The organism is Prolixibacteraceae bacterium, from assembly GCA_019856515.1.
GTDB lineage: Bacteria > Bacteroidota > Bacteroidia > Bacteroidales > Prolixibacteraceae > Halosquirtibacter > Halosquirtibacter xylanolyticus.
In genome coordinates this window covers 3,318,666-3,339,198 of sequence record CP082230.1, presented here as the reverse complement: position 1 = coordinate 3,339,198, position 20,533 = coordinate 3,318,666, and the positions used below count along the sequence as shown (strand labels likewise).

Sequence of the window (20,533 nt, the reverse complement as noted above, 5' to 3'; positions counted from 1 at the left end):
GTTGCGCCGATGTTTTTGCGGTTGCAAAGATAAACGATTTTATCTTTAAACTCCAAATGTTTTCTTAAATAATTTCTCAACTTAATTGAGACTTAAAAAACACTCTCCGCTTTTTTCTAGAACGTGGCTGCAAAGATAACTCATTTCATTTGAAAGATCCAAATGAAAAGTGAAATATTTTTTCACCTTATATTCTAGTCAAAATTTCAATGTCCTACCTACCTCTAATCATGCCCTGTTTTTCTATCAGCTTCTTATGTCCTCTCTTTCTCATCTCGCTAGAATCAATGGAGCCACACAGCGGAAGGGATAATATTCAGTTCACTGTAAATATGTCGGTAGAACGTGTGCATTTGTTCTCAAATGCGATGCAAAGAAACATCATTTTCACCCACTATTCCAAATAAAATAACATGTTTTTTCTTAGAAAAAAACAGACCTCCACCCCCAGCCCCTTACGACCAACCTGTTACGCCCAAAACTTTTTTCAAACAAAACACACAACACCCCATATCCTATCCACACCACACTCCTCTCCCATCTCAAAAAATGCATCCGTTATATATATAGCCCCATTCAAAGAGAAAAAACACCAGAATCAAATTTCAAACACACCACATCAACCACGCCCTAAAATCAGCACGACAAAAACACCAACCCGAGATAAACAGCCACCAAAACCACACCTCTCCCTGACCAACCTCGCACCTAATACGTCGTTAATACGTCGTTAATACGTCCTTAATATATACTTAATCCGTCCTTTGTCCATGGTTTAGCCATGATTCGTCCATGGTTTGTCCATCGATTTCGGGGGTTTCGATGGCTGAACCATGGATCAATGATGGACGAATCTCGGACAAAGGACGTATTAAGGACGGGTTAAAGACGGATTAGGGATGAATTAAGTCCGAGGAAGGTACGAGGTTGGTCAGGAGGAAGTACAGGTTGGGTGTAGATTAAACTCCCAATAGATATATTGTAGAGCCACATAACCTTGATATACTGTTTAAAAGTTAGTGACACCTAACTTGCTTAAAACACCGAACACTTGTGAGGTAGAGCTCAAATAAAGATATATAGCTTCAACTATCCCAGCAGAACATTTAGGTATAAGTAAATAGTAGGTTCGATATAAGATAAGTATGATTATACTTTCGAGGGTTATGCAATGAAAAAATGAGAGGCAATAAAGAACTACCTACAGAGAAGTTATTTTTGGATGATGAAGAGGGTACTAAATCAATGGGGATTTTCTCAGAATAAAATACAAGTTAATGCAATATAAATATATTTTTGCATACAAATACATTTATTCACAACACTCTAATTGTACGAACCGTGTAAATTCGGAAGAGATATTCTGTCATTTTACATCGCGTGAAGGATAAATGATTGATATTTACCAATAATAACCACAAATACAGATGAAACACCTAACTTTTATTATTGCACTACTTCTTTGCATTAATGCGTTCTCTCGCAACACAAAGAACATAGATAAGCTAAGTACATCAGATGTAAGTGCAACCAACGATAAGAAGAAAATGCATCGATTTCTATCGATCAATGAATACAGTAATGCAAGAGAGGCATATCTCAAGTTACGCGATAATAAGCACTCAAACTCTGTCATGACATATTCGGAATGGATCTATTGCTCTATTATCTTTGGTGATAAAGAAAGGTTTTTAGAACTCATAAGACTTAACTACTATCCTAGCTCGACCAATACTACAAAAGGCAAACAATCTAAATATCACAACATTAATACTCATCTTATTCAATATTACCAATCCTATTGGGATGAAATTAGAGAACGAAGCAAGGTCGACAAGTCGATGACGCAAGAACAGATTAATATGTACACTTATTTCTACATGGCCACCTGCAAAAATCAAAGTGAGAATGTTAGAATAAAGACAAGTGACGCACTTAAGGCGTATATTAAGAGTAATTCTGCTTCGGAAAATATATACTTCATTGAATGGCTTCAAGGAGAAATGGTTCGGGAGAGTGAGGAAGATTTTCAAAAAGGTAAAAGAAGAGATAAAATGATTCTTCTTGAAGTAGGAGGATTTAATTCTAAAGGGGGTGCTGGTATATATATAAGCGGAGCAGATGTATACGACAACTTTATGATTATATCTACTTACGGTTTCAGTTTACCCAAAAGCAATCCAGAATATTCGAGTTCATGTAAGACCTACTACAAATTCGTAAATCTTGGAATAGGTCCCATCATCCATTTAGGCAGAGGTTTTATTGCTATAATAGGAAAGTTAGAGTATTCAAGGAGTATGATCAGTGTAGATAATAAAACATACCTTGAGGGGAATAGCCTAAATTTTGTTCCGTCATTAAAGTTACAGCAGCCAATTATTCCTATTCGAAGGAGTAGTTCTTCATTCAATCTACACTTAACCATAGAAGGAAACTATGGAATAAGTATTAAAGATTATAATGGAAAAGGGAGTACACATAAAACCCTACTATTTGGCTTACAGACCTATTTTTAAGTTGAAATATCTTGCATCAGGTTAAATCCTGTAATGAACCATATCCATGTGTCATAAAATCAATATAGCCATCACAGGGTTCTGAATGATTAACTATGCCACATGGATATTTTATTAGGTATGATACTAATATCCTACACCTAAAATAGTTTAAGCGTATAGATTACAGTTTCCATTTTCCACCGAGCCACACATAACCACCATTAGAAAGAGACCAAGCACCTGAAATCCACATAGCTTTAGTAGATGGTTTTTTTACCCATCGAGGTTCTACATATACATACTCATTGTATTTTTTGTCGTACCTCCACTCTCCTTTTATTAACACATAGCCATCACCTGGTTTTTGAATATGAACCACTACATTAGGATTTGCAGGGCGTTTTGTGACTACACGATAGTGATTGCATGTGTGGTAAACGGGTTTACTATGATAAGTACAACCATGATAGGTATACTTCTTTGGATGATGATGTTTTGGTTTAAGCTTATGGTGATGACCAGAATGATGATGGCAATGGTGATCACAATGTTTCTTTTTATGTTTCTTGTGATGATCCTTCTTCTCTTTATGTTTCTTTTCGTGATGTTCATGCTTAGACACGGAGGCGACATAAACATTCTTCATTCCGGTCTGAACATATGCCTTTGCATCTACACTTCCTATAAATATAAAGGAGAGTAGGCATGCGGTCAAAATAAGTGACATTTGTTTCATAACAATATATTTAATACACAACAATTGCCATTATACACATAATCATCATAACTACATAGTTAACAAAGAATAAAAGATGTTTCACGTGAAACACTTTTTACCATAAGAGGCTATAAAACATCAACTAAAATCATTAACCACTGTATATCAATGTATTATCTTTTTGGCACCTATAGTGTAATTAATATCTTGATAGTAATAGGCTCAAATCATACCTTTGAAGTTAGTACCAGATGTTAAACATCATTTTCCCCCACAATATTCCAACCATACAAATATTAATCTCAACAAAACATGAAGTATTTAATTACATGTATCATATTAGTAGTTACAGGAACAAAGTTGTTCTCTCAAGTGAAGCCCCTAATCAATGTCACAGATATAATCGAAGGAGAGTTTTCTACATTTCGAGTCGAACCACTAAGCACTAAAACTCTTGCAGATAAATATCATTGGTTGATTCGTAAAAAAGGTACAGGCAAGAGTATATATTATGAAAGGGAGATGACACAAAGACAATATACACAACAGTGGACCGATGTTGGAGATTTTACGGTATATGTACGCATGAGAGATAAAAATGGTTGTTTATCACCTCAGATCCCAATGGACTTTACAGTACATCCATCTCAATGGTATATCAAGCCTATACCATTAAATATAATACAATGTAGTTTAACACCAAGCAGAATATCTATAGGTACAATAAAGTTAGTACCAAAACCAGATGCTTCAATTTCTTTTAAAGTAGCATTTACTGCAACCATCGCAGGTGAATATACCATACAATATCAAGTGGAAGATGGGGCAAAACGGAAAGATATGGAGATACGCTACACAGCCAAAAGAACGACTATTCATGAAGCCAGCTATGTCGATATTAACATTGACCAAACCGAATTTGATAGCTACTATACGAATACGACTGATAGTCCAAAGATATTAACGATAAGTGTTATAAGTATCACTAATCCACACAAACAACCTGTAGCAGAAAAAACTGGTGGTATGAGTTCATTTACAGCAACCATTAATCCACGACCACAAATTGAGTTTAAATAGTAGTGTATTCTGAATTGCCATATTATTGTAACAATAAATCGATGAATAGCAGACCTAATAAGATTCTATTACTTCTTACCATAGTATTTTTAGTTTGTCAGGGAGGTAAAGCACAAACTAAAACATTTATTCAGGGAGAGCCTATCAAATTCTCACTTATCGAGAAGGATAAATGGACTTATGAGTGGTGTATTGAAAACTCAGTAGGAGCTATCAGTAAGCTGGCTTCAATAACTTCAGAGAGTGGAATAATTCCATTTACAGAAGTAGGGACATACAAGATACACGCAAGAGGTATAGATTCTCATGGATGCTATTCAGATTGGATAACAAAAAGCTTTAATATCATCAACGGAACAGTTGGAGTGGAAGATCACCTCGTATTATATGAAAACACATTAGAGAGTTTTGACCTATCGATAAATGATCAATATCTTCCAAAGTCTTCAGAATACGAGTGGATGACAATAAGTAGGAGTTCTTACTCTATATCTAGGCGAGGAAAGGTGGATATTTCGAGTAAACCGTTTAATTATGCTGAGGTTATTAAATATAAGTTGAATAAGTCACATAAGAAAGAGCCGTTAGTGATAATTCAGAGGCAACCCTCAGACTTCACTAAAAACATTTTGGTCTGCAACAATGAGAGCTATATTTTAAGATCTTCGGGAGGTGTCAAAGGGACTGTTTCGAATAATGACTACAGTACTTTTGGACATAAGTTATCCTATCATGGAGTTACAAAAAAGACAAAAATTGGGAATGCAGTCCATATGGATGAGAAAGGTTCATTTGAATACATTGGGACAAATAAGATTACTGGATATGATAGTTTTAATTACCATGTCACAGACTTATATAGTGGTATAATCCGCCGGGGCACGTGTTATATTTATCCACAACAGACAAATGACATTTGCTTAGACAACATATATTACATCCATACACACAACAACATAGAGGGAGACGTAAGTGTAAATGATCAAATTAAGACAAAGTCCTTTAAGAAATTGACCCAAGAAAAGTATGGCAAATTAATAGTTCAGGAAAATGGACATTTTAATTACACCACAAAACAGACTAGTGGCTTTATTGATAAAATTATACTAGAGACAAAGGTAGACGGGAAATCAATCAAGTCCAGATGTTATTTTATTTCTACACCAAAACATGAAAACTTCAAGTCAATAGGACTAGAGAGTAATGTTACGTGTGCGCCATATGATGAGCCTATTGAAGTCACGTTATTTAACCTTCAGAAAGAGACCTACTATGAGTTATTTGATGGTCAGCATCAACCCTTCACCCCCAACCTCACTGTATTTAGCAAAGATGGTAAGGATAAACAGGTAAGCATTCCAACGATAGGCAGGCAAACTCCAGAAGAGATCATTGTTGAAGCCTATCACCCTAATATTAGCACAAGAGAAGAAGTTGGAGTTCATCGATTCAAGAGACATCCTTCATTGGATTTTAACACCAATGTTACGACAGATATTAATAATTCAAATATCGTTTTTGAGTTTCAATCACTCCATGATATAAAGAGTCATTACTCCATATTTGATGCGCCATTTGACGGGGCATTGATTGGTGAAACAGACAAGGAGTTTATAAATATACTGAGTACGACAATACATGGAGAGAAGGTATATATCCAAAGTAATGACAAACTATGTTCCTCTCCGCTGAAGATGGTGAATATTGATATCTCTTCATTATTAGAGATAAAACCTTTCAACACAATAACACCTAATAATGATGGAAAGAATGACACTTGGATTATACGTAACATTGAGCGTTACCCGGAAAACAATGTACATATCTTTAATCGTTGGGGAGATCAGATTGCCAGCTTTAGCAACTATAACAACCAAAGTGTCGTTTGGAAAGGCATATCAAAGAATAAGAATTTGGTTACCGATGGTACATTCTATTACATGATTGAAGTTCCCAATTATCCTCCGCTAAAAGGATGGATCTACGTGAGAGGAGGTCGTGATGATATCTAAACTATTTAAATTTAGCATACTCTTTATTACTCTATGTACAATACGGTTTAATGCCATGGCCCAACAAGATGGGATGAATAGTCAGTATTTTTTTCATAAAATGTATATAAATCCTGGTTATGCTGGAACCATCGATGAAATTCAATCGACATTGACAAGACGAGATCAGTGGGTCAATATTCCAGGATCTCCCAAGACGACCTCAATAATGGTACATGGTCCCATGGGAGAATACAATTTTGGGGTTGGAGGTATTTTTATATTAGACCAACTTGGCCCAGAGAGTAAGAGCTCATTTCTACTGAATGTTTCTTACCAAATTCATATCAATTACAAGGTAAAGCTATCATTAGGAATTCAAGCGGGATTAATTAGTGACAACATTCGATGGGAAGATATAGAGGTAAAAGATAAGTATGATCCTCTTGTTTATGAACAGGAGAATAGTAGCCGATACTCTCCTGATTTTAATGTAGGGATATACTTATACGGATTATCATGGTATGCAGGTGTTTCAGCGAGACATTTAACCCAGAGTGAGTATGCATATTCAGAAGGTACGGTATACAAAAGTGCGTATAGTCTATTATCTAGACATATCTATCTATTCAGTGGTGTAATATTTCCACTTACTAGGGATCACTCTATATACATGAAGCCATCGTTTATGTTGAAATATCTTCAATCCACAGGTATACAGTATGATGTTACTACAAATTTTCTTTTTATGAACCGTTTTTGGCTCGGAGCGACCTATAGGAATACCAAAAGTATTATCGCAATGACTGCATTCAATATAACTCCATCAATCACACTAGGATACTCCTACGATATTGATCTGGGTAAGACATTAAAATTTGGTAGTAACAGTCATGAAGTAATGATTAGTTACAGTTTGAAAGATAAGAAAAGAATCATTAACCCTAGACAGTTTTAAACACATGCGAAAAGTTCTTCTACTTCTCATATTTATCGGGTTTCAATTCAGCATCTGTTTGGCACAAAAGAGGCAGGCAGATAGATACTACCGTAATGGTCGTTATAAAGATGCGGCCCCATATATTGTAAAACTATTAGCGTCAAATAGAATCGATACGGATAGTATTAGAGCACAGTACCACTATAAGTTGGGCAACTGTTATCAACATATCGGGGAAGAATCTAAAGCCTGTATACATTATAAACAATCAATAGATATTGATCCCCATTGGGAATGTATTAGACAATATACAGGTTTGTTGTATCAAGAGAAGAGATACACCGAAGCTCTAGGCTCTTTTAAGGATTACTATACGCATAGTTTATCAGAAGAAGCACTGCAATGGGTTTCATTCTGCAAGCGAATTATGATAGAGGACAAAGAGGTTCACCCAGCTATTGCATGTAAGAACCTTAAAAGTTTAAATTCGACACAATCAGAGATTGCACCAGTACTTGATGGTCATACGTTGCGATTTGCGAGCAACAAAGATCAGACAGATCTTAAGAATATGGAGTTTATGGTAGATCGACTAAATGTATACCACATTTATAAGCATGATACAATAAGTGAGCATACGCAGAAAGATTTTGTTAGTCTTGATAATAAATACCATTGTATACCGAATTTTGTTGATAAAGCACAATTGTGGTACACTAGAACTGACATCAATAGGGACCATAATGAATATACGAAGACTAAAAAGAGAAAGCTTTCGATATACAAGACTCAAAACAAAAGTGGTAATAAATGGGCTAAATCACATCGAATAGTATTTCCAGGATTTGAAGAGAAGTCTATCGGACATATCACTCTTAATAGTCAAAAAAGTGTAGCAGTATTTGTTGGAGAAGAGAAAGATAGTCCATCACAGTCTGACCTATATATCTCACACAAAAAGGAAGGGAAATGGGAAGTCCCAACAAACTTAGGAAATGTGATCAACACAAAAGGTAATGAACTGTTTCCTCGAATTATATCAGATAGCCTATTACTTTTTAGTTCTAATGGACACTATGGGTATGGAGGATACGATTTGTACTATACCCATCTTTACAAAACAGATTCTGTCGGAATTCAACATCTACCTCAGCGTATAAATAGCCCGTATGATGAGATAGGAATAGATTATAATCGAACGAACCAAACGGGATATATAAGTAGCAATAGACCACAAGGAGAAGGGCAAGATGATATCTATAAGTTTAATGCAGATATCTTTAGCTACTTTATTTACCATGTACATATAAGAGACACCAATAGTCGTAAGCCAATATATAAAGCGAGATTATTATGTTTGAATAGAGATTCTCTACATAAAGAGAGTGATTTAAATGGAAAGGTTCACCTTAAAAAGATCCCACAAAGTAGAATGAGGGTATTTATTCATGCAGCGGATTATAGAGATACGGTGGTATCCATCAAGGCCCAAAGTTTACTCAAAGAGAAAGTGTTTAATACAATCTACCTTAGTCCCCGTAAGAAAGAGAAGAAGCATGTTTACTTAACTCATCAAGTATATTTCGGGTTTGATTCATATCAAATTCCCAATAAAGACAGAAGTGAACTCCAAAGAATCGCAGATCAATTAAAGGAGAATCCATCTCTGAAGATTTACCTATCAGGCCACACCGATAAGATTGGAAGCAATCGATATAATGTTGTTCTTTCGAAAAACAGGGCTGCTTCAATAAAACAACAGTTAGTTGGCATGGGGGTTTCATCTAAGCAGATTGAGATGAAATATTTTGGTGAAGATATTCCTAATAATAAGAAAGTTAAACAGTTTAATCAGAATGCGAAGGATCGTAGGGTTGAAATATATATCACCTCTTTGGGAGTTGAAGAGCAACAGATTCCGAATTACATAAAAGATCAGTTACTATTTGAGAGATATAGAAAGAATCAACATGGTAATATAACAGAGAGAAATAAGGTTAAAAGAGAAACAACCCAAGGGGTAATTTACTTTAGATTTAATAGTATCCGTTTAGGTAAATATGATAAAGATAAATTAGACTTAATTGCTCAGAGACTACAAAACAAACCACATTTGACAGTTAAAGTTTATGGTCACACAGATGAAAGAGGTAGTTCTGTATATAATAAGAGGCTTTCAAGACTAAGAGCCGAGATGGTAGGAAATTATCTAAAAGATAGAATGACGAATACGATTTTGATACAAGTCAAAGGATACGGAGAGGACATTCCTTCACAGCAATCAATGAAAACAGATAATCAATATCTAAAACATTTGTATAATCGAAGGGTTACTATCACACTCTCAATTTAAACATACTAATATAAATATAATGAACAGATTTTTTTTACTACTTATTTATCTTCTACCAGTGATCTCATTTTCACAAGAAAAGATTATTCTTTGGAATAGCTCCAACATCAGTGTTACTGAAGTCACTTCAGATGGAAAACCATCCAAGTATCGTTGGGTGATAACTCAGAACAAGCCAAAGAGTATAATTATAAAGGACGATATATCAGTCAATAAATACATAACACATTCATGGGAAGAACCAGGAGATTTTGCAGTTGCAGCTCAGATGATCAATGAAAAAAATTGTGTAACAGAACAAATCCATGTAGACTACAGGATTATTGAACCAGAATGGAGTATCATTCAGAAGCGTAACTTGACACAATGTAGTTATATAACCCCAGCCAAATATGGGAGCCCATTACCTGCAAAAATGCTAGCATCAGCAACTGTTGATTTTGTTCAAATAGACTTACGGTATAATTGCATACCCAAAGGAGGATATAATATTGAAGTCACCTTTAACGATGGGAAAAATAATGAAAAGAAGACTTATAAATATGCATCAAAAGTTGATGTTCTTAGCGAACAAAATTATTCATTAAAGCTATATGCTAAAGATTTTGTAAAAACATGGACCAACAAAAGTGGTAGTGGAAAAGATATCACAGGAAATATTGTAATTAAATACACGATTAAAGGGAAAACTAAGATTGCGAAACCAGGTGCAGCTATTTCTCCATTTAAGGTTACCATATCACCAAAACCAAAGATTAAATTTGATTAAGATATTGAACGAGGATAACATCTAAATTATGGTGTTATCCTTAAAATTTAATGTTCCTATCTTATTTACTCTTTATCTTGAGGTCTAATGACGATGTATTACCATACCCGTTTATAAGTATTTTATTTTTCTCAAGGTTAATTTCAATGAGGGCATAATTATTCTCTTCAGTTCCATCCACAACTGATTTCATTGTATAATAATGAATATTATTATGCAGACAGTAGTTTCCATCGTGATGGTGACCTTGAAATACTGCCATTACCTTACTTGATTCTTCTAGTATCTTTCGTACTTGATAAGCATTCGTAATGGATATTCTTTTATCTGGAAGGTTGAAATCGTCTAAAGGATGATGGGTAAAAACGATTACAGGAAGAGACGTCTTGGTCAAATCCTTTTTTAACCACTCTAACTCTTCAGAAGGTATATATGCATCAAACCATTCGAAATTACCAGCATCGTAAGGTATACCATTCGACTTAAAACAGGTATCTAGAACAACATAGTGAACTCCACACTCATCAAAAGAGTAGTAGCTTTTTTCTTTCGATATTCCACTGTTTACCACCCTAGAGAGGAACTCTTCTTTTGAGATACTATCAAGGTCATGGTTTCCTAGAGCATGATATCTTTTTCCTTTAAATGCAGCAAAAGCGGACTCTATTCTCTCTAAGAAGTGAAGCGTGGTCTGCTTAGATGGGTTCTTTTTTTCATCTTTAATATCTCCGAGACAAACAACAAAAGAAGGTTGCTTTGAATTGAAAAAAGAGATTGCTTGTTTAAACTTAGCTAATGCTCTTCGATAATAACGATTCCATTCCAATTTAGGATCTCTATCGGCATAATGAACATCCGTAATCAATCCAAATGAACAAACATGAGAAGAGGATGAACTACGACATTGTGAAAATGTCAAGGCCATCCCCGTTAATACTGTATTCTTTAAAAATTCTCTTCGTTTCATATCCCCAAGGCTTTAGTATTTCATCAAAGATACAAAGAAATATTCTTATCTTTTATGATCCACATCTCCTCCAGAAGAGGATGATACATCAACTTTTTTTGGTGTTCCATAATAGTCGATTTTACCACCAGAGGAGGCACTTCCAATAAAAGCATTGAGAACAGTTAATGTAATGTCTGCCCCTGAAGATGCTCTAACCTTTGCAACAAGAGCATTTAGTTTAGGACTATCAAAGTCTCCACCTGATGATGCTGAAACATAAAGTTCATTTGCCTTTCCTTCTAATTCCACGTCTCCTCCACTAGAGACTCTTGCATCAATTCTTTTGGCATCCACATTAATTCTTACATTTCCAGCAGAAGAGGCTTCTGCATAAAAATTATCACAAACAAAATTTCCGACACCTTCTATTGTACCACTGCTTGTTGTCTTTGCTCCTTCGAGTCTTGGAAGGGTAATATAGACATTCATTTTGGATGATCGTTTTATGGACTTACTTACAAATATCCTTAACTCACCTCCTTGTACTTTGGTAGTGATGTTATCTTGTAAATTCTCATCTGTCTCCACGACAACTTCAAACTGATCACCAGAGCGAACTTTGGCAAAAATAGCTGTAGCAACATGTATCCGTGTGAAATTATCTATGTCTCTAGCCTCTCTTGTTACAATACCATTTCCCTTTTCACTTCTCTGCACTTTCATTGCAAAACTATCGTGTTGAAAGCTACAAAGAATCGTAAATATGACTGTAAGAAACAGTAGTCGATTCATCTTTTCATTCCAATACATTGTTCTTATATTTTAATAGATAATTGGTTAATTTCGAATAAATAACTGGCCATGTGATACTTGTTCCACCTTAGCGACAACAGGAGTACCTTTGACATTTACATTAGATCTGGTACTAATATCTCCAATAATTGTCTTTTCCGAAAATATATTTGCTTTTGTACTGTTCGATGCATGAATCTCCGTGTGGTTAGACTTAAAATTAGATGCTTGATATTTAGAACTATTCTCAGAATATATTAATTGTTTATCACAAGATCCCTTAAGAGACAAATAACTTGAGTTAGAGATATATGCCTCCATCTTTTTTGCCTGGATATGCATCTTCACTTTCGATGCATTCGATAGACAGATTACGACATGTCCAAAAACAAAAGTATCTTTTGAGTGAACCTCTGCCCCATCATCTATATTCAATGAGAATATTGTCGGCAAATATACCTTAACCTTGATTCTTTTGTTTAGCATCTTGTCAGTATCTACAAATACTCTCAACTTACTTTCCTTGACTTCTAATTTTACGATGGCTTCCGAAAGGTTATTCATCTGCTCTACGCCATAAAAATCAGACTTAACAAGCTCCACATCTAAGTTGTTTTGGATACACAAGGATGTGAATTCTTGTAGCTCATAAAACTTACTGTTCTTACTATTCTTCGCGTTACAATTAAAAATTGATCCTAAAGAGATCATTAAAACCAATGATATATAAGCTAATATTTTCATGATATTTTATTTGTTTATAAGCCAAAAGACTTAAATTTAGACAACTAAACACTTAATGAATACCAGTATATTTTTATTGAGATCTCATATGTATGACGTACTCCAATGAAAATAGTTACAATAAAAATTTGTTAATTCCTGTATCATGAGAAGTAGAAGACAATATTCGCAATTAAATCATATCTATGATCACTTGTATCAAGGAGAACTACTTCGTGCCATACAAGAGCTAGAAAAAGAGAGCACCAACCATAATGAATCAGATATTTCGTATCAAATTAAGATACAGAAAGATGTCTATAAAAACATGCTTCACTTTACCTCTCAAAATGCTGTAGATCCAGAGAGAGAGAAGGTATATCACCAATTAAAAGAGAAACTTCTTAAACTCACCGATAAGCTTCTATATAAGATTCAAATGAAGTTTCAGAATAGCTTTTATGGTGTCGAAGCGAGCAAAATAGAGAACGGTAGAATTCTATCCATTCAAAGTGTTATTGAATCTATTGATGATATCTATATACAAAGTGCGACACAGAAAGTACTAAAAGATGCATTTAATGAGAAAGAACAAAAATCACGTACCTATAATATTCTCAAAGAGTTATTCCATCATTGTGTATTTGGTAACCAATTAACGATTGATCACTTAAATCATATTGAAGGCCTTTCAAGTTCATCACCACTCGTCGAGAACTATATGAAGACATTAATTAGTGGTATTACAATTGGAACTTTATTGCATTTTAACTCAGAGAAGATCGAGATTCTTCTCTCCTACTGTTCTCATAAAGATGACGAGGTAAGCGTACGATCATTTATTGGCATTCTTCTTATTTATGCTTGGCACCATGAACGCTTCTTATCCAATATTCAACTTGCGAAAGGTGTAGATAAAGCGTTGGAGTCGATGAGCTATTTAATTCATCCCACCCTTAAGATGATGAGTCGTAACTACCATATTCCATGGGTGAAACGTTTTCTTGATAATGAGATTATGGAAGAGATGAAAGATCTTTCTTCAAAATACAAGAGTGATGATCTACATGCTCCATTTGATGATGATGAAGAGAATCCAGTATGGAAAAAGATTATCGAAGAATCCCCTAAACTAGAAGAGAAAATTCGGCATCTATCTGAACTTCAAGGTAAGGGAGTAGATGTCTATTACGCATCATTTTCAAATCAGAAACAATTTCCATTCTTCAAAGATCTATCATCTTGGCTAATGTCTTTTCAATGGGACTATCTTGACCTATCTTCATTCGCCTTTTTTGATCACGAGATGACCGATATTGTGAAGGAGTCAAATATGTTATGTGAAAGTGATAAGTATTCATTCTACTTCTTGCTTCATGCAACACCAGAACAACAAAGAGAGGCAATGATTCATGGGATTAAAGAGGAGTTCGCACAACAAAATGAAGTTGAAAAAGAAGAGACAAAGATTAACCCCAATAATGAGGAGAAAACTATTGCACGAAAATATTTAATGGATTTGTTTCGTATGATAAATCTATTCGGAGGTCTTCAATCACTAAAACCACTATTGAATGATGCAATAGAGCCCTCGACTCTTGAAATATTTCGTAAATATATCAACCAAGAAGTTGAACTAAATATTGCAGACTTCTATTTTGACAATAAATATTACGAGGCTGCGGGCGAAATATATCAGACATGGATTCAAAATGATACTGAAGGTAGCATTACACAAAAGTGTGGTTATTGCCTACAAAAACAAGAACGATATAAAGAGGCAATAAAAATATACAAAAGAGCTGATATCATCACGGACAAAACATTGTGGAACCAGAAAAAGATTGCTTTCTGTTATCGCAAGATAGGTCAATATAAAAAAGCCATTAAATGGTACCAAAGTGTATTAAAGCTCAATCCAGATCATATACCCTCAATTCTTGCGATTAGTAGTTGCTATATTGAAGAGCAGTTGTATGATGAAGCCCTAGAAATCTTATCCCAAGCATATTGTAATGTGTCAGAAGACCATAGAATACAAAGTGCAATTGGATGGGTATTATTTTTAAAAGGAGATTATCATCAAGCATTAAATTACTTCAATGAAATAGAGAACAATATATGGATGATAGAAGAGTATAAGGGACATGCCTACTTCTGTCTTGAGAGTTGGGATAATGCGATCGCCTCTTTTAAACGATGCATGAAACTATCTCCATATAAAAGTGTAGAGATGTATGAGAGGATTGTAGAGAAAGAGAGTATCTATATCCAGAATAAAATATCAAATACTTCTATATCTCTATTAAAGGATATGCTATATACTATAATGAAAGAAGAGAGCTTGTAGCTCTCTTCGACCTTAAAAACTAAATACCAAATTTTATAAACTATCGTTTATTTCCTTTGTTATGTCTTCCTTTATGATGCCCCATCTTTTTCTTTTGCATCATTTGGTCAAACTTTACTCTTTGTTCATCAGACAGTAAAGCTCTTATATCTTGAGTTGACTTTGCCTTCTCTTTTGCAATGTTAGTCATCAAGTCACTCATTTTATCAATATTCTTATTAATCGCCTTCATGTCAGGAGATTCTGCAGTTACAAGCGTTTGCTGGTGTGCTCTAGTCTCTCTTAATTCATCAGCCCATGGCTTACAAATTTTTTGAGAAGCCATACGAATATCTTTCATTTGAGCCTGCTGCTCTTCAGAAAGTTCCATAAACTTCATCATTTTACACTTTGCCGATTTCGGACACTGCTTTCCTTGAGGACCATTTTGAGCAGATACTGACATAACCCCAATAAAAAGGATCAATAATGTAGAAGCGATAGTATTTCGAATGATGTTTTTCATGATGTCTAAAATTTAATTATTACCCATGCGAACTGATGTAATTCTGTGATTCGAATCTTAATTACACTTAATTTGATCCTTTAAAAGAGAAAAGGTTTAATTAATGCGACATTTTTTTTAATTTTATTTCCACACTTCTCCCCTTCCCAAAACGACCAAGTACCAATCTACATAATAGTCATAGGAGTCACTTGAATGAAAAGAGAAATTACATTTGATCTAAAAGAAGAGAGTCACAGAAATTTTGCCAAATGGATAGTGGAAAGCTATAATGGCACATTTGATGGAACCTATGGTGTTTTTGATAACCATTCGGGTAAAGGTGAGGTTTGGTATTATGGATGGAAAGACCTTCTAGAAGTGGCTGTCATCGAAAATGTACTATACGAAGAGACTCATTTTATCAGAAAGGCAACACATGAGAACAAGTGGCTATTGCTTGTCTACAACCTTTCACAATCTGTTAATCAAGAGATCAAAACAGACAGGAATCTACTTGGAAAATTGAGCGATGGGATATTTGCTCATAGTCTTAGTTACGATTCAACATACATATATCAAGCTCATCAGTTAAACAGAGCCATTATACTACGTATAGATAAGTCTGCAATATCTCGCTTTACTAAAAATCATAAGATCCTGTCTTTTTTTGACAAGAACAATACTTTCGCTTTTTATGAACAGCTAAATGCTGAAACATTTAAGAAGGTAATAAAAATCTTCTCATCACAACAAGACCGGGACTTCTCAGAAGGACAAACGATGAATATATCTATCGAGTTAATCCTCTCCTTCTTCCAACAGATCAAAGAGAGACAACTTAATTCATCTATTGGTAGAGGATTACACCCCAAAGATATTCAACTCATGCAGATGGCAAGGAAATTTCTTGCCACATCATATTACAATAAAATAACACTTCCAGAGCTTGCCGACAAGTTAAATATTAGCGTCAGTAAATTAAAGAGAGATTTCAAAAAATATTACAACACCAATGTCACACAGTTTTATACTGACATCCGAATGACAAAAGCATTTGAACTTCTAGAGACTGGAAAGCACCAAGTCGGTGATGTTGCTGAAATTATCGGTTATGAAAGCTTACCTCAGTTTACGCAAACATTTAAGAAGTATCATGGTATTCTTCCAAATCAGGTAATTACAAAAACTACAAGAAATAACAGTTTGAGCTATATCAAACAATCATAGAGCTTTTTTGAAAAACAAAGAGGTGAAAACATGATCTATATTTGCAATACATTCAGTTACAAAATGGTAACGGTTATTTCAAATATCAAAAATTAGTACTTTAATTAGAATAGATCATGAAAAAATCATTAATGCTAATAGCTCTTTTTATACTAGGGGTATCCTCTAATGTAATGGCAGCGAAAAAAAGTGATAAACCCAACATCGTTGTTATCTTCGGTGACGACATAGGTTGGTTTAATATCAGTGCATACAATATGGGGATGATGGGATATAAAACTCCAAATATCGATCGTATTGCACATGATGGTATGATGTTCACTGACTACTATGGAGAGCAGTCATGTACGGCAGGCCGTGCAGCATTTATGACAGGTCAAATTCCAGTAAGAACAGGACTTACAAAAGTAGGGATTCCGGGTGCACGAGTAGGCCTTCAAGCTGAAGATCCAACCATTGCGGAGCTACTGAAACCACATGGATACGTGTGTGGGCAGTTTGGTAAAAACCACTTCGGAGACCGTGATGAATTCCTTCCAACCAACCATGGTTTTGATGAGTTTTACGGAAACCTGTACCACCTAAACGCAGAAGAAGAACCTGAACATGCAATGTATCCCAAAGATGCTGCATTCCGTAAGAAGTTTGGACCTCGTGGTGTTATTCATTCATATGCAGATGGACGTATTGAAGACACTGGTTCATTGACTATCAAAAGAATGGAGACATGTGATGAAGAGTTCAAAGAGGCTGGATTCGATTTTATGGAGCGAGCTGTCAAATCAAATAAACCATTCTTTGTATGGATGAATGCAACAAGGATGCATGTAAACACTCACTTAAAAGATGCTTCTAAGAACAAAACAGACTATGGTATCTATGCTGATGGTATGGTAGAACATGACCAATGGGTTGGAGATATTCTTGACAAACTGAAAGAACTAAAGGTAGACGAAAATACTATCATTATCTATACTACGGATAACGGTGCTGAAGTATTCTCATGGCCTGACGGAGGTACAACACCATTCCACGGAGAGAAAAACACATCATGGGAAGGTGGATTTAGGGTTCCATGTATGATCAAATGGCCAGGTCATATACAACCTCATCAAGTATCTAATGAGATTGTATCCGCTCAAGATTGGTTACCTACGATTATGGCAGCAGTTGGGGAAGACCATGTAAAAGAAGACTTATTGAAAGGAAAGAAAGTAGGGGATAAAACATTCAATGTACATATTGATGGTTTCAACATCCTACCATACCTAAAAGGAGATATGAAGGGCTCTCCAAGAGATTACTTCTTCTATTTTACGGATGATGGTAAATTGGCAGCAGTTCGTATGGGAGACTGGAAACTTATGTTCCTTCGCCAAGATGCTAAAGGATTTGATGTGTGGGGAAATCCATTTACACCACTCAGATTACCTAAGATCTATAATTTAAGAATGGACCCATTCGAAAGAGCAGATGAAGAGTCTATTAACTACGATCGTTGGATGTTTGACAATGTGTTCTACCTATACATGGGACAAGATAAAACAGCTGAATTCTTAAAAACATTCTTAACCTACCCTCCTCGTCAGAGACCAGGAAGCTTTAATGTGGATGAAATCACTGAGAGATTCTTGAAAGTACAAGACTAATTTGATGTTTGAGTAACCAAATATTGCAAAGAGAGGTTTTCCTATTAAGGAGCCTCTCTTTTTGTAAAAAGCAGAATCATGATTAGAAACCAAATACTTGATCTTAAAGCGCAGATGTCTAATTCAATAATTGGACAAGAGAAGCTTATCGATCGACTCATCATTACAATTTTATGTAATGGTAACCTGTTGTTAGAAGGGCTACCAGGGCTGGCAAAAACAAGAGCAATTAAAAGTATGTCAAAATACATTGATGCCGATCTTAGTCGTATCCAATTCACTCCCGACCTACTTCCATCAGATATTACAGGAACAGAAATTCTAAATAAAAGTGACAATGAAATTACTTTCACTTTTGAAAAAGGCCCAATATTCAGTAACCTAGTTCTTGCAGATGAAATCAACCGAGCTCCTGCAAAAGTGCAATCAGCACTACTAGAAGCGATGCAAGAGAAACAGATATCCGTTGGAAGTACGACACACAACCTGCCCAAGTTGTTTATGGTTTTAGCAACACAGAATCCAATAGAACAAGAGGGAACTTATCCTCTACCTGAGGCTCAAATGGACCGTTTCCTAATGCATGTAACCGTACAATACACAGATAAAGATGCAGAAAAAGAGATTCTTAGATTGGTTCGTAATGAGGAGTTAAAGGATGGGAAATATGAAGACGACTGTAAAAGGGTTATACCACAAGAAGCAATATTTAAAGCAAGAGAGGAGATTGGAAATATAAAAGTAAACGATATCGTTGAACAGTACATTGTGGATATCATTGATGCCACCAGATATCCAGAAAAGTATGATCCTGAAATGAAAGGATGGATTGAAGCAGGAGCATCTCCACGTGGAACTATTGCTTTAGACAAAGCTTCTAGAGCAGTTGCTTGGCTTCAAGGAAGAGACTATGTTACACCAGAAGACGTAAAAGAGATCGCTCTTGATGTACTCAGACATAGAATTATGCTAAGCTATGAAGCAACGGTTAAGAACATCAACATTGACCATGTTGTAGATCAATTACTATTGAATGTTGCAGTAATATAATATAAGGATATGAAAACACATCTCTCTACCACCATCAACGAAGATCATCGAATTGTAACCAACAATTCAAAGTTACAACAACTACAATATGATATTGCGAAAGTGGGATTTTCACCCAAGAAGGTGGTTCAAACTATACTTACGGGAAGCCATAAATCAAAACTAAGAGGTAGAGGAATGGACTTTGAGGAAGTACGTAACTATGCTAAAGGAGATGATGTAAGAAACATTGATTGGAAAGTAACTGGTAGAACGGATGAGCTACACTCTAAAGTCTTCACCGAAGAGAGAGAACGTCCAGTTTTTATTATAACAGATCAATGTAGTAGTATGTTTTTAGGTACCAAGGAGTATTTAAAATCAGTAATTGCAGTAGAATCAGCTGCACTAATCGCTTGGAAAGTCCTTGCTGTTGGAGATAGAATTGGAGGACTAATATACAATGATACCAACAAGTTTACACTTCCACCAAGGAAAAATAAGTCTCATGTTTTAACCATGATAGATCAGCTCACTGATTTTAATCACGCTCTACTCAACAGCAAAGTTCTAAAACCAAACGATAACACCTTGGGGGAGATTATCTTTGAGATAAAAAAAAGGATAACCCATGACTACTTGGTTGTATGGATCAGTGACTTCAATCAATATAGGTCATCACATACAAAAGATCTTGTCGCGCTAAGTGAGCACAATGACGTTATTCTTGTTCAAGTATCAGATCCTTTAGAGACCAATTTCAATCCACAACAGATTACATTCTCCAACGGAGATGACCAATTTCAATTTGAGAGATCATCTGAAAAAAGAGTTAAAAGAGTAACAAATCATTTTAAAGAGAAACAGAACCAGTTGGAAGCACTATCCACCAACTACCCTATTACACTTCTTAAGTTATCAACAGAAAGTAGTGCAACACATCAGTTTAAAGAGATTTTGAGAAAAAGCAGATAG

At 35.2% G+C, this 20,533-nt stretch carries 16 protein-coding genes; 11 read left to right on the top strand and 5 right to left on the bottom strand.

What is annotated here, in order from left to right; translation table 11 throughout:
• Positions 1-1,427 precede the first annotated feature (1,427 nt).
• Complete coding sequence (locus K5X82_12220; protein QZT36060.1) at positions 1,428-2,519, top strand: hypothetical protein; 1,092 nt, start codon at positions 1,428-1,430, stop codon at positions 2,517-2,519.
• A 163-nt stretch (positions 2,520-2,682) separates the two neighbouring features.
• On the opposite strand, the gene K5X82_12215 is transcribed toward K5X82_12220, so the two are convergent.
• The gene (locus K5X82_12215) at positions 2,683-3,237 is read right to left on the bottom strand and encodes a hypothetical protein (protein QZT36059.1); all 555 of its coding nucleotides are present in this window, start codon (positions 3,235-3,237) and stop codon (positions 2,683-2,685) included.
• A 294-nt stretch (positions 3,238-3,531) separates the two neighbouring features.
• Here K5X82_12215 and K5X82_12210 point away from each other — a divergent pair, with 294 nt between their 5' ends.
• From K5X82_12210 to K5X82_12190, 5 genes are read left to right on the top strand one after another with little or no spacing between them, the layout of a single operon-like run.
• Positions 3,532-4,299 (top strand): hypothetical protein, encoded by a 768-nt coding sequence (locus K5X82_12210; GenBank protein ID QZT36058.1) that lies wholly within the window; start codon positions 3,532-3,534, stop codon positions 4,297-4,299.
• Between the two features lie 41 nt (positions 4,300-4,340).
• Positions 4,341-6,311, top strand: a complete 1,971-nt coding sequence (locus K5X82_12205; protein ID QZT36057.1) for a gliding motility-associated C-terminal domain-containing protein — start codon at positions 4,341-4,343, stop codon at positions 6,309-6,311.
• The gene (locus K5X82_12200) at positions 6,301-7,248 is read left to right on the top strand and encodes a type IX secretion system membrane protein PorP/SprF (protein QZT36056.1); all 948 of its coding nucleotides are present in this window, start codon (positions 6,301-6,303) and stop codon (positions 7,246-7,248) included. The genes K5X82_12205 and K5X82_12200 overlap by 11 nt, the downstream gene beginning before the upstream one ends.
• A gap of 4 nt (positions 7,249-7,252) precedes the next feature.
• Positions 7,253-9,583: an OmpA family protein gene (locus K5X82_12195; GenBank protein ID QZT36055.1), complete on the top strand. Its 2,331-nt coding sequence runs from the start codon at positions 7,253-7,255 to the stop codon at positions 9,581-9,583.
• 19 nt (positions 9,584-9,602) lie between these two features.
• Positions 9,603-10,352: a hypothetical protein gene (locus K5X82_12190; protein QZT36054.1), complete on the top strand. Its 750-nt coding sequence runs from the start codon at positions 9,603-9,605 to the stop codon at positions 10,350-10,352.
• Positions 10,353-10,413: 61 nt separating this feature from the next.
• On the opposite strand, the gene K5X82_12185 is transcribed toward K5X82_12190, so the two are convergent.
• The 3 genes from K5X82_12185 to K5X82_12175 are packed head-to-tail and all read right to left on the bottom strand — an operon-like array spanning position 10,414 to position 12,837.
• Complete coding sequence (locus K5X82_12185) at positions 10,414-11,319, bottom strand: metallophosphoesterase (GenBank protein QZT36053.1); 906 nt, start codon at positions 11,317-11,319, stop codon at positions 10,414-10,416.
• 45 nt (positions 11,320-11,364) lie between these two features.
• Positions 11,365-12,111: a DUF2807 domain-containing protein gene (locus K5X82_12180; protein QZT36052.1), complete on the bottom strand. Its 747-nt coding sequence runs from the start codon at positions 12,109-12,111 to the stop codon at positions 11,365-11,367.
• Between the two features lie 27 nt (positions 12,112-12,138).
• Positions 12,139-12,837, bottom strand: coding sequence for a DUF2807 domain-containing protein (locus tag K5X82_12175; protein QZT36051.1), 699 nt, complete (start codon positions 12,835-12,837; stop codon positions 12,139-12,141).
• Positions 12,838-12,982: 145 nt separating this feature from the next.
• Here K5X82_12175 and K5X82_12170 point away from each other — a divergent pair, with 145 nt between their 5' ends.
• Positions 12,983-15,166 carry a tetratricopeptide repeat protein gene (locus tag K5X82_12170; protein ID QZT36050.1) on the top strand — a complete coding sequence of 728 codons (2,184 nt, stop codon included), beginning with the start codon at positions 12,983-12,985 and terminating at the stop codon, positions 15,164-15,166.
• A gap of 40 nt (positions 15,167-15,206) precedes the next feature.
• Here the strand turns inward: K5X82_12170 and K5X82_12165 are convergent, their stop codons facing one another.
• On the bottom strand, positions 15,207-15,671 hold the full coding sequence (locus K5X82_12165; protein ID QZT36049.1) for a Spy/CpxP family protein refolding chaperone: 465 nt from the start codon (positions 15,669-15,671) through the stop codon (positions 15,207-15,209).
• A 195-nt stretch (positions 15,672-15,866) separates the two neighbouring features.
• On the opposite strand from K5X82_12165, the gene K5X82_12160 reads away from it, so the two are divergent.
• From K5X82_12160 to K5X82_12145, 4 genes are all read left to right on the top strand, one after another.
• Entirely contained in the window at positions 15,867-16,880 is a 1,014-nt protein-coding gene (locus K5X82_12160; protein ID QZT36048.1) for a helix-turn-helix transcriptional regulator, read from the top strand.
• A 116-nt stretch (positions 16,881-16,996) separates the two neighbouring features.
• Positions 16,997-18,529 carry an arylsulfatase gene (locus K5X82_12155; protein ID QZT36047.1) on the top strand — a complete coding sequence of 511 codons (1,533 nt, stop codon included), beginning with the start codon at positions 16,997-16,999 and terminating at the stop codon, positions 18,527-18,529.
• 78 nt (positions 18,530-18,607) lie between these two features.
• Positions 18,608-19,579 (top strand): MoxR family ATPase, encoded by a 972-nt coding sequence (locus K5X82_12150; GenBank protein QZT36046.1) that lies wholly within the window; start codon positions 18,608-18,610, stop codon positions 19,577-19,579.
• Positions 19,580-19,588: 9 nt separating this feature from the next.
• A complete protein-coding gene (locus K5X82_12145; GenBank protein ID QZT36045.1) occupies positions 19,589-20,533 on the top strand; it encodes a DUF58 domain-containing protein in 945 nt (314 codons plus the stop codon).